Below are 13,785 nucleotides of genomic sequence, written 5' to 3' on the forward strand. Positions count from 1 at the left end.
CCGCGGCCCAGATAGAAAGCCACGATTGCGCGCGACGCCGCGCGAACTCCGGTCGCCGTGATTCGATATATCGTTGACCGATATATCTCGCGGTGATACATCGAGAGCCGATGCAGGACCCCACGTTCCTGATCCTCCTCGCGCTCTCCGATCGGCCGCGCCACGGCTACGGCATCCTCCTCGAGGCCAAGGAGTTGAGCGGCGGGACCATCCGGATCGGCCCCGGCACTCTGTACGGGGCGCTCGAGCGGCTGGAAGAAGCCGGTCACATCGAGCTCGACCGCGAGGAGATCGAGGACGGCCGGCCGCGACGGTATTACCGCCTCACGCGGCGCGGCCGCGGCGTCCTCGTCGAGGAGACCCAGCGGCGGGACGCCCTCGTGGGGCTCGCCAAGCAGAGGCTCGCGCACCGATGAGCCCCCTCGAACGTCGTGTCCGCGCGCTCACGGCCCTCTTTCCTGCCTCGTTTCGCGCGCGGTGGGAGGAAGAGCTCGTCCTTACCACGCTCGAGACTCGCACCGCCGGGCAGTCCTGGCCTCACCCGCGAGACGCCCTGGATCTCCTCGTGGCGGCGATTCGTGCCCACGCCAAGACGCCCGCGGACCAGCCCTTCCGCGTCGTGCTCGTCCAGGGCATCGCCCTGGGGGCCACCCTCCTCGCCAGCCTCCGCGTCGGCGTCCTCCTGCTTCGCCTCGGCTTGTTTTTGTATTGGCTCCCCACCAACAGCGCCGCCGGTGTGCCGTTCGCCGATCTCGCGCTCCCCGCCGCGCTGCTCGTGCTCGAGCTCGCGGCGTACGTGGGCCTCGCGGTCGCGCTGCTGCAGCGGCGGCGCGTGCTCGCGTGGGCGGGAGCCATCGCTCTCGGCGGCATCGGCCTCCTCGGCGCGCTGCGCTACGGTGGGCCCGTCGACCTCCGGTGGGCGCTCGGCATGGCGATCCCCGGCGCCGTCCCCTTCCTCGTCGCTGCGGCCATGATCCCCGCGAGGCAGACCGATCGCGCGCTCGCAGTCCAGCCGGCTCTCGTCGGGCTCGCGCTGGTCGCATTGGCCGCGGCGACGTGGCGCCTCGCCGCCCTGTTCGTGACGGCGACCTGGCACCTCTCACCCGGCACCGTCGACCGGATCTCGGCCGCAGGCGCGGCGCTCCTGCTCGTCGCCTGCATCGCCGCCGGGTTCGCCGATCCGCGCTGGCTCATCGCCCTGGGGTTCGCGGTGGTCAGCTGGAACGCACGCGAATTCATTCAGACCGGCGACCCGCTCGCGTTCATCGGGACCGCCGTCGTCGTGACCGTCGCGTGGGTGCAATGGCGGGTCCTTCGTCGCAGCCGAGCTTCCTGAGCTGGACAGGTCGACGTCGAGCATGTTCACGAGGACATGCTCGAAATGACATGTCCATTGAGACATTCCCTTCACGACATGTCCCGTGATCGTTCACTGCCGCAGCGGCATCCCGGCGAGATGCCCCGGAGCTCATCCCTTTTTTGACGAGGGACTCGGCGCCGCCCCGGGCTCGCGCAGCAGCGTCGGCAGCGTGATGTCGAGGCGGCTGTCGATCAGCCGCATGATGCTGTCGAGCTCCGCCGCGGGCACGTGGAGGCGTCTGCCCAGCGCGCGGCGGGTCTTCTCGAGCACCGCGCGACGGGCTCCCTCGACCCACCGGGCCGTCGTCGAGCGATGCACCTTATAAAAATCCGCCAGGCGGTCGATACTCAGCCCGTCGAGCGCGTGCTGCCGCAGCAGCACGCGCTCGCGGTCGGACAGCCCCGCCACCGCCTCGCGGAACGCCTCTTTAAATGCCTCGCGGTAGTGCTGCTTCAGGTGCTCGACCTCGGGGCCGGCGTCGGCGGGCATGAGCGCCGCCATCGCCTCCTCGTCGCCCGACACCTCGCGCTGCGGGCGGGCCAGCAGGCGCAGCGTCTCGCGCGTGGCGACCACGCGGATCCACGCGCGCAGGCTGCCCCGGCCGGAGTACTCGGCGAGCCGCGCGTGCGCCTCCTCGGGCGCCGACGGGCGCGGCATCAGCAGGCGCTCGCGCACGATCTGCTGCAGGTCGTTCTGCTGCGACGGCGTCGCTCCGCGGCGACTGGCCGCGCGCTCGACGATCGGGACCAGCAGGCGGTCGAACTGCGCCAGCGCCCGCGGGTCACCGTCGACGCACGCGCACGCGAGGTACATGTCGCCCGTGCACAGCTCGGCCAGCGCGGCCTCCACGGGCCGGTCCGCGGCCAGCCGGGGCGCCAGCGCGGCCACGAAGCGCGCCGCCGTCAATGACACGCCCGGCCACGCGGCCGCGGCCGCGACCACGACCGAGGCCAGCGCGCGACCGAGGCCCGGCGTGACCGCCAATTCGGGCCGCGCCGCGACGAACGCCGCCAGCGCGGCCTCCTCGCGCTCGCGCGCATCGGTGTCCTCGCGCCCGGTGACCACCTCGCCGGTGATATCGTGCCCCGGTCGAGCGAGCAACGATGCCGTCGTCACCGCAGAGCGCATGCCTGGGCACGGACACGCTGCTCGAGCTCGTCGAGGGCCGCGCCGCCGCGGCCACGCGCGCGCGCGTGGAGGCTCACGCCTCGCGCTGCGAGGCCTGCCGCCAGCTGCTCTCGGAGCTGGCCAGCGACGCCACCGAGGCGCCCACGCACGACCGCGGCGCGCCGACGCGCACGCCCGGAGCCGACGACACGGACCCCGGCGAGCTCGACCTGCCGCTGCAGCCCGGGGCCCGCCTCGGCCGCTACGTCGTCATGTCGCTGCTCGGCGCCGGCGGCATGGGGGTCGTCTACGCCGCGCACGACCCCGAGCTGGGCCGGCCCGTCGCGCTCAAGCTGTTGCGCCCGCACCCCGCCGGCCCGCGCCGCGAGCTCGAGGATCGCCTGCGCCGCGAGGCCCAGGCCATGGCCCGCCTGTCGCACCCCAACGTCGCCGCGATCCACGACGTCGGCCAGATCGGCGACCGGATCTTCATCGCCATGGAGCTGATCCGCGGCCAGACTCTGGCGGCCTGGCTACGCGCCGCCCCGCGAGCGCGCCGCGACGTCCTGGCCCGCTTCCTGCTCGCCGGGCGCGGCCTGGCTGCCGCGCACGCGGCCGGCCTGGTCCACCGCGACTTCAAGCCCGAGAACGTGCTCGTCAGCGACGACGGCCACGTCCGCGTGGTCGACTTCGGCCTCGCGCGCGCCAGCGGCGACGAGCCGCTCACGATCACAGCGGCGTCGGGCACCGGCAGCGAGCAGCTCGCCGATCTGACCGCGACCGGGGCGGTGCTCGGCACCCCGATCTACATGGCCCCGGAGCAGCACGAGGGCCGTCCGGCCGAGGCGCGCTCGGATCAGTTCAGCTTCTGCGTCGCGCTGTACACCGCGCTCTACGGCCAGCGCCCGTTCGCCGGCGACACCCTCGAGTCGCTGGCGCTCGCGGTGCGCGACGGTCGACTGACCTCCGCGCCCCGCGACGCCCGTGTGCCCCGGCGCCTGCGACGGGCCCTGCTGCGCGGTCTGTCGGTCGCGCCCGCCGATCGATTCCCGACCATGGACGCCCTGCTGGCCGCCCTCGCGCGCGACCCTTGGCGGCGCCTGGGCGCGGCCGCCCTGCTCGTCGGCGCCGGCGCGCTGGCGGCCGGCCTCGTGTACGCCGCGACCGCCGAGCCCGCGCTGTGCCGCGGCGCCGCGCGCCACCTCGAGGGCGTGTGGGACGGCGAGCGCCGCGAGCAGGTGACCCGCGCCCTGACCTCGGCCGGGGCCCCGCCGGCCGCCGTGGCCCGGCTCGCGGGCAGCCTCGACGACTACGCCGCGCGCTGGGTGGCGATGCGCACCGAGGCGTGCGAGGCCACCTGGCTGCACGGCGAGCAGACCGAGGCCCTGCTCGGCCTGCGCACCTCCTGCCTCGACGCCCGCCTGCGCGAGCTGCAGGCCCTCGGCGAGCGCCTCGCAGGCGCCGATCGCCCGACCGCCGAGCAGGCCGTCCGCGCCGCCCAGCGCCTGTCCGACCTCGAGGCCTGCGCCGACGTCGAGGCCCTCACCGCCCCCGTGCGCCCGCCCGCCGATCCGCAGACCCGCCAGCAGGTCGAGGCCCTGCGCGCCCGCCTGGCCGAAGCCAAGGCCGCCTGGGACGCCGGCCGCTACCGCGACGGCCTCGCCCACGCGCGCGCCCTGATCCCCGAGGCGCGCGCCCTCGGCTACCGCCCGCTCCTCGCCGAGGCGCTGTATCTCGAGGGCCTCCTCGCCGACGACCTCGGCCAGTTCGACGTCGCCGCGCGCTCGCTCGAGGCCGCGATCTGGGCGGCCGAGGCCAGCCGCCACGACGTGGTGATGGCCAATGCGCTCACCGATCTGATGTGGATCCGGGCGATCGAGCAGGCCGACTACGATGATTTGCCCGCGCTCGAGGCCCGCCTGACCGCCGCGCTCGAGCGGCTCGGCCGCCTGCCCGCGCGTGAGGCCACCTTCCTGTCGATGCGCGGCCGCGTCGCCCTCGAGCGCGGCGACCTCGACGCCGCCGACGCCGACCTGCAGCAGGCCCTGGCGATCCGCGAACATCGCTTCGGCCCCGACGATCTGCGCACCCTCGAGATCGTCTTCTACCTCGCCGGCGTCGCCCTCCAGCGCGCCGACGGCGAGCGCGCCCTGCCCCTGCTCGAGCGCGCCCTGGCCGGTCAGCGGCGGGTCTACGGCGACGAGCACCCCGAGGTCGCCTTCACCGTCGAGACCCTCGGCGCCGCGCTCTACGCCCTGCACCGCTACGACGAGGCCGAAGCCGCCTACGAGCGGGCCCTCGCCACCTACCAGCGCGCCCTCGGCCCCGATCATCACCGGATCGCCACAGTCCTGCACAACCTCGGCCAGGTCCACGCCTGGCAGGGCCGCGAGCAGGACGAGCTCGATCGCATGCGCCAGGCCGCGAGCCTGAGCGAGCGCGAGCTCGGCCCGCAGCACCCGCACACCGGCGACGTCCTGGCCGGCCTGGCCGGCGCGCTGTCGCGGGCCGGTCGCCACGGCGAGGCCGAGGCGATGTACCGCCGGGCCCTCGCGGCGCTGCGCACCAGCGTCGACCCCGAGCACTACTGGATCGGCGACGCCCTGTTCGGCCTGGGCGAGCTCGAGGTCGAGCTCGGCCGCTACGAGGACGCCCGGCGCTCGATCACCCAGAGCCTGGCGATCTCCCGCAAGGCCCGCGGCGACGGCTACGACGGCGCCGACGAGCTGCGCGTGCTCGGCGACATCGAGTACCGCCTCGGCCGGCCCGAGCGCTCGGCCGAGCTGCTCGCGCAGGCGGTCGCAGTGCAGGACCCGAGCGCCGACCCGGGCCTCGTCGCCTGGACCCGCGGCCTGCTGGCGCGCGCCCTGTACGACGCCGACCGCGACCGCCCGCGCGCCCTGACCCTCCTCGACGAGGCCTGGCGCCACATCCGCGCCGACGAGCGAATGGAAGAGGAGCGCGCGACCCTCGAGCAGTGGATGAAAGCCCGCGGCCTGCGCCCGCCGAGCTGACGCGCGCTCTGCCGCGCACCCGCGAATGCCCGAGAGGACATGTTCGATGGGACATTCGCCGGCGACAGGCCGCGAGGCGCGGTCCTGCCATTGCCAGCAACACCGCCGCCTGCGAGACCGCCGCCTGAAGTGGGCCTGCCTGAAGCGCTTCATTTCATGAATGATCTTTGGGACATGTCCTGAAGACCACCCATGAAAATCTCGGGCGCGGCCGACCGCCGATACCCCGCGCCCCTCGACGGCGGCCATGGCCGAAGGACCGGTGGCCGCCGTGGCCAGCGACGCACCGTCGGCGGTGTCGTGAAAGCGTTCGCCCGTTCGCTGCATACCGTCGTGAGCTGGGTCGCCCGAAGCCGTATGGATGGCACGGACGGGAGGCTTGAAGCGGCGCCGGGCGCGGTCTAGACTGCGATCGAACCGATGCTCGTCTGGTTGTTCTTCGTCACGTGGTCGAGCGCGCCGGGCGAGGTTTCGCCGGGCGCCCCCTCCCCGGCCGAGGCCGCGCCCACGACGGCCGAAGGCCAGGCTCGCGGTGAAGCGGTGGACCCGGAGCCTGCGCCGGTGGTCGAGTCGACGACGAGCGGCGAGCCCGTCGCTCCCGAGCAATCCGCGCAGACCCCCGAGCTCGCAGCACCGAGCGCGTTCGACGACGAAAAACCCGGTCCTGCCCGCCCCCCTCGCGCGCCTGAAGCGGCGGTCCTCACCGAGGGCTTTCGTCGAGCGGGCACCTATTTGCACGTCGCCCCCGGAATCTTGTCCTTCAACGTCCTCGATCCGCGGTACCGACAATACGCCTGGGGGATCGGCGGGGGGCGTTCGATCAGCCGGGGCCGCCGATTCGCCGCACAATTGGGCGGTTTCTTCGAGCACCTCGCGGGCCCGCGCGATCCGGCGGTCGACCTGCTGCGCTTCGGCGGGGAGTTCCGGATCGGCGCAAGCAATGAACGAGTGTTCGGCTACGGCCTGGTGCGCACCGGGCTCGACCTCGCCGTGATCCCCAGGGACATGTTCGATCAGCCGGGCCGTCGAGCGGCGCTGTTCTTCCTGCTCTCGCTGGGAGCGGGGGTCCAGGGAGCTCTGGGACCACGGAAGCGGTTCTTGCTGGGCGTCGAGCCCGCGCTCGACTTCACCTGGCCCGGCGTGCTCATACTGTGTCGGACGCGAGCATTCCTCGGCTGGCGGTTCGGATAGGAGATCGACGATGATCGGCAAGAACGGTGCGATCCATTCATGCGCGCTCCTCCTGGGCGCTCTCCTGAGCCTCGGCTGCGGTGACTCGGCAGCGAGCGATACCGACAGCGAGACCGGCGGTACGAGCGACCCGGAGCCGCCGGTCGAGCTCGACGCCTCGGGCTGCCTCGACAAGTGCGTCAAGGACATCGACCCGTCCACCATTCGTCTCGTCGAGATCGATTGCGACGTGTGCGACTACGATCCCACGGACGAGAGCTGTGGGGCGCTCGTCGCGTGCGTCGAGATCTGGGGCGAGTGGACGATCCCCGACGGCGAGGCGGCGTGCTTTCACTTCCGCTTCGACGACAACGCCTGGACCCCCGGGCCGCTCGACGACATGAGCCAGACCTGCATCGACCGCGGGAGCAACGGGGAGTTCGGCGTCCTCCGGCGAGACGAGGCGCCCGCCGGCACCGTGGTGGCAGTGTCGTGTGTGTGGGCGCCGGACCCTGCCACTGCCTGCCCCTGAAGGCGACGGCCGCCGGCGCAGCGAACCCTTCAAGCCCGCGCCCGCGTCGAACCTGTCCCCTGCGCCAGGTGCTTGCGCACGTGGGCCTCGAGCGCCGCCACCTCCGCGATCACCGGCGCCCGCTTGCGCTTTATCAAATGCACCTGAAGCCGCGGCAGATCGACCACCGGCACCGCGACCGTCCCTGGCGGCGTCGGGATGTATGCGTTGACCACAGTGAGGCCGAGGCCGAGCGACGCGTAGTGCGTCATCAGCTCCCAGCCGTCGACCTCGACCGCCACGTGCAGGTCGCCGCCGAGCGCCGCTGCCAGCGTCGCCCGGTGCGTGCGCCCCGGCGGCGGCAAGATCAGCGGCCGCCCGGCCAGCGCCCGCGCGCGGATGTGCCTGCGCTGCGCCAGCGGGTCGTGCTCCGGCACGATCGCCACCTGCCCGACCTCGAGCACGCGCGTGCCGTCGAGCTCCGGGTCGGCCTCGAGCAGCGACGTGAGCCCGAGGTGGGCCCGGCCGCTGCGGACCGCCTCGACCGTCGCCGGTCGGTCCTCCGTGCGCAGCGACAGCGGCCCTGACCACCCGCGCAGCGCCCGGGCCAGCACGTAGAGCTGCAGCGCCCGGCCGGCGCTGACCACCGGCACCGTCGCCACCTTGCCGGCCGCGCGCGCCGCGAAGCGGTCGACCGCGCCCAGCACCTCGCGCGCCAGCACCTCGACCTCCTGCCCGCGCGGCGTCAGCCGCAGCGCCCGGCCCTCGAAGCGGTAGAGCGGCCCCGCCCACCCGGCCAGCTGCTTGACCTGGGTGTGCAGCGCCGGCTGCGACAGGTGCAGGCGCGCCGCCGCGGCCGTGAAGCCGCCGGTCTCGACCACGGCGAGGAAGGCGCGGAGCCAGTCGAGGCGGACCTGCGAGGTATCCATTTCTTGAATCTATCATCCAAAACCAATCGTGTACATGGATGCTACTGCGATGCACTCTCGGGGCGTACCAACCAAGGAGAGTTTATTTTTATGCATCGCATCGGCATCGATATCGGCCGCGTCATCATCGGCCCGGTCGTCAACGGACGCGCGGACACCAGCTTCCTCGGCTCCGGCCACGAGGAGGCCATGCGCACCCCGCCGGCCCCCGGCGCCTTCGCCGGAGTGGCCGACCTGGTCATGCGCACCGGCGGCAACGCCTGGCTGGTGTCCAAGTGCGGCCCCGGCGTCCAGGCCAAGACGCGCGCCTGGCTGGCCCATCACCGCTTCTGGGACCAGACCGGCATGGACCCGTCGCACCTGCGCTTCTGCCTCGCGCGCCCCGACAAGGCCGTCCACGCGCGCAAGCTCCGGCTCACCGTCATGATCGACGATCGCCTCGACGTGCTCGAGCACCTGCGCGGGATCGTCGAGCACAAGCTGCTGTTCGGCGAGCAGAAGCGACCCGGCCCCCCGTGGACCACGCCGGTCCTCGACTGGGCCGCAGTGCGCGAGTGGGCCGCCCGCCAGTGGGCCTCCGCGGCCTGACGGCGACCGCCTGCGCGCTCCATCCACGACCCCCACGCCCTCGCGGCTGCGCGACCACGAGCTCCGTGCGTCGCCCGGCCGCGAGGTTTTTGCGCTCGCGGGGTCGATTCACCGCGCCCTCGCGGCCGCGCGACCACGAGACCCATGCGTCGCCCGGCCGCGAGGCTCCGCGCTCGCGCCGGAGGGCGATCCGTAAAATTTCTCCCTCGTGACGGAAGCCGTCGCGGACGGGCACGAGCCGCGTCGGAGGTGTTTCTCTTGCCTTACGCCCTGTCACCCGCGCTCCTCGTTCCGTCCCTGCTCGTCCTGTCCGCCTGCATCCCCTCGATCGTCGTCGGCGACAGCCCGCAGGACGAGACGACCGCCCATTCGTCCACCACGCCAGGCTCGACCACCGCACCGGACCTCCCCACGGGCGACCCGACCGACGGCAGCAGCACCGCGACCACCGGCACCACCGACGAGCCGGTCCCCGGCGTGTGCGGCGACGGGGTCGTCAATGCCGGCGAAGCCTGCGACGACGGCGACGGTGAACCCAACGACGGCTGCGACGCCGCCTGCACTCGCAGCGGCGAAGTCGTGTGGACCGTCGAGCGCGACGGCGAGATCTTCGGCTTCGCCATGGCCGCCGACGGCACGATCTACGTCAGCGGCATCGACCCCGAGGCCTTCCTCGCCGCCTTCGCCCCCGACGGCAGCGACCTGTGGCAGATCGACGTAGGAGGCATCGGCCCGCTGGCCATCGACGCGGCCGGCCAGATCTACATGCTGTCCAAGTTCTCCGGCGTCCTCGCGTTCGCCCCCGATTCCACCGCGTTGTGGCACGTGGGCCCCGACGGCGAGCTGACCCCGAACCCTCCGGTGGGCATCGACGTCGGCGACGACGCGCTCTACATCGCCAACTACGAGCCCGGCGCGCAGGAGCGAGTCGTCGTGCGCCGCCTCGACCCCGGCACCGGCGCGATCGTGTGGGAGGCCGTGACGCCCGAGGGCGAGGACGTCGACGCCCAAGATCTCGCAGTCGTCGGCGAGCGCATCTTCGTCGTCGGCAAGACCGCGAACGACGTCGACGGTCCGCGGCCGATGCTCGCCACGTTCGACACGGCCGGCGCCCTGCTCTCGCTCGAGCTCGACGAGCCGATCGACTCGCGGCGCTGGAACGCGCTCGACGGCCTGAGCAACGGCGACCTCGTGCTCGCCGGGCAGACCACGGAGCTCGGTCTCATCGTCCGGCGCCTCCACCCCGACCAGAGCGAACAGTGGTCCAACGCGGCCGCCGGCGTCCCGAACATCTGGACCCAGCGGGTGATCGCCGGACCCGGCGACCGGATCGCCGCCATCGGCAGCGACATCGGCAAGGACGGCGTCGGCGCAGTCAACCTCCACGACGGCGACGGCGCCCTGTTGTGGTCGTCGAAGTTCTCCAGCCCCGAGGAGGACGTGAACGAAGACCCCATCGGCGTCGGCTTCGGCCCCGGCGTCCTCGTCGCCGGCGGCAACATCTGGACAGAGCATGAAAACAACAACATCACCACCACATGGTGGCTCCGCGGCTTCGCCCTCGATTGAGCGCGCCGAAGAACCCGCACCGTCACGACCTCGCCGCTGCGAACGCCAGGGAATCACACGATCCCGCGGCGAACCATCACTCGAACCCGGACGCGCGCCGCCGGTGAATCCCTCGTCCCCGTGGGCGACGCGCGTCACGAGCGACCCCCTCGATCGAGCGCGCCTCCCTCTTCTTCCGCGGGCCACCGCGCATCGCTATCGAAGCCGTTGATTACACCTGCGCTCGCGGCTCCGCCGACGCGCGCCGCGCCTCGCGGCGCCCCAGCAGCCGCCGCGCCGACGGAGCGATCACCGCCCGCAACGTCGTCGCCGCCAGTTCGCGTCGCTCTGCCGCGCCGAGCCGACCGCGAGCCGGCTCTGCGATCGCCTCGGCGCCCTGCCGCGGCACGCCCAGCGTCGCCACCGCGGCCGCCACCGCCGTGCGCACCGGCGCCCCACCGCGCTCCAGCGCCCACGCCAGCGCGCGCCAGGCCAGGGCCGCGTGGCGCTGCTCGTCGGCCGCGATCGTCCGCAGCACCCGCGCCACGGCCGGATCTGCGCACACCGCCGCCGCGTAGCCGGCCTCGACCGCCGCGATCGTCTCGCCGACGCAGCCCTCGATCAGCGTCGACACCGCCAGCTGCGACATGTCCGAAGAGACAGCCATCGACTGGCTCACCGGCAGCGCGTCCGGCCCGACCGGCCGCCCCGCGTAGGCCGACGCCAGCCCGAAGCACAGCCGCGCGTGCTCGATCTCGTCGGCGATCGCCGCCTGCGCCGCCGACACCAGCGCCGGCGGGGCCCCGCACGCCAGCAGCTCCACGATCCAGCGCGCGAACGCGGCCACCGACGCGTGCTCGAGCGCCGCGTCGCGGCCCCACGCAGCGGCCAGGCGCTCGCGCGTGCGGGCGTCGAGCCCCGTCAGCGTCACCGCCACCGTCGCGCACCAGTCCTCGCGCCCGGTCAGCGCGGCCGCCTGTGCCGCGCCGTCGACGATGAACGGCCTGCCGACCCCGTCCTCGAAGCAGCCCCCCTGCGCCTCGACGAACACCTCCGCGATCAGCCCGTCGTCGCCGACCAGCAGCTCGTGGCCGCCCCGCGACAGCGCCCGCGGCGTCGACGGCAGCGCGATCGACTGCGCCAACGGCGAGTCCTCCGGCCACGGCCCGACCCGGTCGTCGGCGAACAGCGCGATCCGGCCGATGGTGTCGACCAGCCCGACGTCGACCACCGGCACCGACGGCACGACTGTCTCGAAGGCCAGGTCCTCGCCCTCGACCACCACCTCGCCCGCCTCCGTGGCCGCGAACACCCGATCCCGCTCGAGCACCAGCCGCCGCAGGTCGGCGGTCGTCCCGCTGTCGAGCTTCGTCCACGTCGCCCCCGCGTCGGTGCTGGCGATCGCCAGGCCGCCGTCGCCCACCGCCACGATCCGCGTCCACCCGGCCTCGACCGCGCGGAACGACCCGGTCAGCTCGGGCGCCAGCGCCACCGGCACCCACGTGGCCCCCGCGTCGTCCGAGCGCAACAGCACCCCGTCGCCGACGATCACTCCCACGAATTGCCGCACCTCGCCGGGCAGCCGCACGGTCGCCAGCGTCGCCGCGCGCAGATCCACCTCGGTCTCGACCTCGATCGCGGTCCACGTCTTGCCGCCGTCGACGCTGCGCAGCGCCGCCCCGCCGTCCCCGACCGCCACCGCCACCGGATCGGCGCACGGCTGCAGCTCCGGACACTCGGCTGCGCCCATCGCCACCGCCCGCAGCGTCCCGCTCGCCGGCTGCTCGACCGGCTCGAACACCGCGCTCGTGAGCGGCGCCAGCAGCCGCCCGTCAGCCGTGAGCGCCACCGAGAACTTCGCCGAAGTCGCTGCCACAGCGACCAGGTCGGCCGCCTCCGCGGTCATCACCGACGACGCGCGCAGGTTGTACTCCCACCCCGAGTTGCACCCCTGTTCGCTCGTCACCCCGTCGCCGTCGGAGCCGTCGCCCGCGACCTTCACGGAACACGCGAGCGTGACGGCCTGCAACACCGCCAGCACTGCAGCACGCAACATAAGCGAGTTCATGCCTCCGACGATACCACCCGCGCACGCCCCCAGCAATCGCGCACGGCGAAGAGAGTCCCATGACCTCACCGCGACATCGATGTCATGGCAAACAGACCCCGCGCTCCCGCGTGCGAGCGCGACCGCCGAACGCCACGTCGCCGACGCAGTTCAGGCCAGCAGCGCCGCCGCCTCGTCGAGCGCCCGCACGCTGGCAGCGACCGCCGCCTCGCCGCCGATCCAGCGGAGAAACTCCGCCAGGTCGTACGAGTGATGCAATCGCGGCAACGACCACGCGCGCGGATCGGTGGCCGCTCGCCCCATCGCCGCCGCGAACACGCCCGCCGCTTCGGCCGGCGCCACCACCTCGCGCGCCGCCCACAGCTCGTCGAACCACAGCCCCTCGCGCAGCCCCGCCGGCGTCGTCGCCTGCTCGACTGCCAGCCGCGCGACCGACCGCGCCTCGGGCTCCGTCGCCCGCTGCGCCGCCAGCAGCAACAACATCTCGATCTGCTCGCGCCCGCTCGCCCGCTCGCGCACCCGCGAGGCCCACAGCGCCACCGGCCCCGTCGCGTGCCAGCTGTCCACCAGCACCTGCAGCGCCGCGCTGCGCAGCTCGACCTCGCCCACCGTGCACGCGCGATCGAGGCAGCCGCGGAGCAGCGCCTCCGACGGCGCGTGCGCGGGCGGCTCCAGCACCTGCGTCAGGCCGACGATGAAGCGCAGGAACAGCGAATCATCGGACCACGTGTCGCCCGCGGGCAGCGACCACGCCTCGCCGAATGCCACGCGGTGGCCGAAGATCTGCCCGTGCGCGTCGGCCCGGACCACCGCGTCGGCGATCGCCGGCAACAATCGCTCGGCCTCGTCGACGCGGCCGAGCGCGGCCAGCCGCACGAACAGGCAGGCGCGCGCGTGGCTCAGCTGGTGCCGCCAATCGGCGGTCGCCATTCGCTCGCTCACCGCGATCGCGCGCCGCAGCTGCGCCTCGTCCATCCACGGCGCGAGGCGTGCGAACGGCCCGGGGTCGTTGCCCGGATCGATCGGCGCCAGGGCGATCGCCGCGAACGCCTCGATGGCCCGATCGACGACCGCCGCCCGCCCTTCCGGCGCCGACGCCTCGGCGAGCTCGGACAGCCGCCAGGCGAAGAACGGATCGCCCGGATCGATCGACCCCGCCTCCTCGTCCGTCGGCGCTTCCTCGTCGGCCTCGACCGCATCACCCGCGAGTCGGCGCCGCAGCTCGACCGCGTACGGCCCCGGTCGATGCGGCCTCCGCTCGCGCATCCACTGGACCACCAGCACCCCCCGCAGCATGCGTCCCACCGCCGCCGCCGCCACCGACTCGTCCGCCAGCCACGCCTCGCGCGCGGCCGCGACGTCGCGGCGAAACCACCCGGCGATCGCCGCCGCCAGCTCGTCGCGCTCCGGTCGCTGGCAGAGGCCACGCCACTGCTCGCGCAACGCCATCAATTCGTCCGCGTCGCCTGTCACGCTCGCCACCATCGTCG

Annotated in this window: 11 protein-coding genes; 7 read left to right on the top strand and 4 right to left on the bottom strand. The window is 73.5% G+C overall.

Annotation, left to right across the window (positions count from 1 at the left end; translation table 11 throughout):
* Positions 1–110: 110 nt before the first annotated feature.
* On the top strand, positions 111–416 hold the full coding sequence (locus tag OV090_RS07355; protein ID WP_267702792.1) for a helix-turn-helix transcriptional regulator: 306 nt from the start codon (positions 111–113) through the stop codon (positions 414–416).
* 149 nt (positions 417–565) lie between these two features.
* The gene (locus OV090_RS07360; protein ID WP_267702793.1) at positions 566–1,336 is read left to right on the top strand and encodes a hypothetical protein; all 771 of its coding nucleotides are present in this window, start codon (positions 566–568) and stop codon (positions 1,334–1,336) included.
* Between the two features lie 132 nt (positions 1,337–1,468).
* Here the strand turns inward: OV090_RS07360 and OV090_RS07365 are convergent, their stop codons facing one another.
* The gene (locus OV090_RS07365; RefSeq protein WP_267702794.1) at positions 1,469–2,476 is read right to left on the bottom strand and encodes a sigma-70 family RNA polymerase sigma factor; all 1,008 of its coding nucleotides are present in this window, start codon (positions 2,474–2,476) and stop codon (positions 1,469–1,471) included.
* On the opposite strand from OV090_RS07365, the gene OV090_RS07370 reads away from it, so the two are divergent.
* From OV090_RS07370 to OV090_RS07380, 3 genes are all read left to right on the top strand, one after another.
* On the top strand, positions 2,464–5,481 hold the full coding sequence (locus OV090_RS07370) for a tetratricopeptide repeat protein (RefSeq protein ID WP_267702795.1): 3,018 nt from the start codon (positions 2,464–2,466) through the stop codon (positions 5,479–5,481). The two genes, OV090_RS07365 and OV090_RS07370, sit on opposite strands and share 13 nt — an antisense overlap.
* A gap of 420 nt (positions 5,482–5,901) precedes the next feature.
* A complete protein-coding gene (locus OV090_RS07375) occupies positions 5,902–6,672 on the top strand; it encodes a hypothetical protein (protein ID WP_267702796.1) in 771 nt (256 codons plus the stop codon).
* Between the two features lie 10 nt (positions 6,673–6,682).
* Entirely contained in the window at positions 6,683–7,183 is a 501-nt protein-coding gene (locus tag OV090_RS07380) for a hypothetical protein (protein ID WP_267702797.1), read from the top strand.
* 29 nt (positions 7,184–7,212) lie between these two features.
* On the opposite strand, the gene OV090_RS07385 is transcribed toward OV090_RS07380, so the two are convergent.
* Complete coding sequence (locus OV090_RS07385; protein WP_267702798.1) at positions 7,213–8,091, bottom strand: LysR family transcriptional regulator; 879 nt, start codon at positions 8,089–8,091, stop codon at positions 7,213–7,215.
* A 90-nt stretch (positions 8,092–8,181) separates the two neighbouring features.
* On the opposite strand from OV090_RS07385, the gene OV090_RS07390 reads away from it, so the two are divergent.
* Positions 8,182–8,679 carry a hypothetical protein gene (locus OV090_RS07390; protein WP_267702799.1) on the top strand — a complete coding sequence of 166 codons (498 nt, stop codon included), beginning with the start codon at positions 8,182–8,184 and terminating at the stop codon, positions 8,677–8,679.
* A 258-nt stretch (positions 8,680–8,937) separates the two neighbouring features.
* Positions 8,938–10,248: a PQQ-binding-like beta-propeller repeat protein gene (locus OV090_RS07395; protein WP_267702800.1), complete on the top strand. Its 1,311-nt coding sequence runs from the start codon at positions 8,938–8,940 to the stop codon at positions 10,246–10,248.
* 211 nt (positions 10,249–10,459) lie between these two features.
* On the opposite strand, the gene OV090_RS07400 is transcribed toward OV090_RS07395, so the two are convergent.
* A complete protein-coding gene (locus OV090_RS07400; protein ID WP_267702801.1) occupies positions 10,460–12,295 on the bottom strand; it encodes a YCF48-related protein in 1,836 nt (611 codons plus the stop codon).
* A 150-nt stretch (positions 12,296–12,445) separates the two neighbouring features.
* Positions 12,446–13,768, bottom strand: coding sequence for a hypothetical protein (locus OV090_RS07405; RefSeq protein ID WP_267702802.1), 1,323 nt, complete (start codon positions 13,766–13,768; stop codon positions 12,446–12,448).
* Between the last annotated feature and the right edge of the window lie 17 nt (positions 13,769–13,785).

The sequence above is a fragment of the Nannocystis sp. RBIL2 genome, assembly GCF_026626745.1.
In the GTDB taxonomy this organism is placed as follows: domain Bacteria; phylum Myxococcota_A; class Polyangia; order Nannocystales; family Nannocystaceae; genus Nannocystis.

What these genes read in the sequence shown, in the direction of transcription:
- OV090_RS07385 (WP_267702798.1), bottom strand. Translation starts at nt 8,091, where the DNA reads ATGGATACCTCGCAGGTCCGCCTCGACTGGCTCCGCGCCTTCCTCGCC.
- OV090_RS07400 (WP_267702801.1), bottom strand. Translation starts at nt 12,295, where the DNA reads ATGAACTCGCTTATGTTGCGTGCTGCAGTGCTGGCGGTGTTGCAGGCC.
- OV090_RS07390 (WP_267702799.1), top strand. Translation starts at nt 8,182, where the DNA reads ATGCATCGCATCGGCATCGATATCGGCCGCGTCATCATCGGCCCGGTC.
- OV090_RS07370 (WP_267702795.1), top strand. Translation starts at nt 2,464, where the DNA reads ATGCCGTCGTCACCGCAGAGCGCATGCCTGGGCACGGACACGCTGCTC.
- OV090_RS07375 (WP_267702796.1), top strand. Translation starts at nt 5,902, where the DNA reads ATGCTCGTCTGGTTGTTCTTCGTCACGTGGTCGAGCGCGCCGGGCGAG.
- OV090_RS07380 (WP_267702797.1), top strand. Translation starts at nt 6,683, where the DNA reads ATGATCGGCAAGAACGGTGCGATCCATTCATGCGCGCTCCTCCTGGGC.
- OV090_RS07355 (WP_267702792.1), top strand. Translation starts at nt 111, where the DNA reads ATGCAGGACCCCACGTTCCTGATCCTCCTCGCGCTCTCCGATCGGCCG.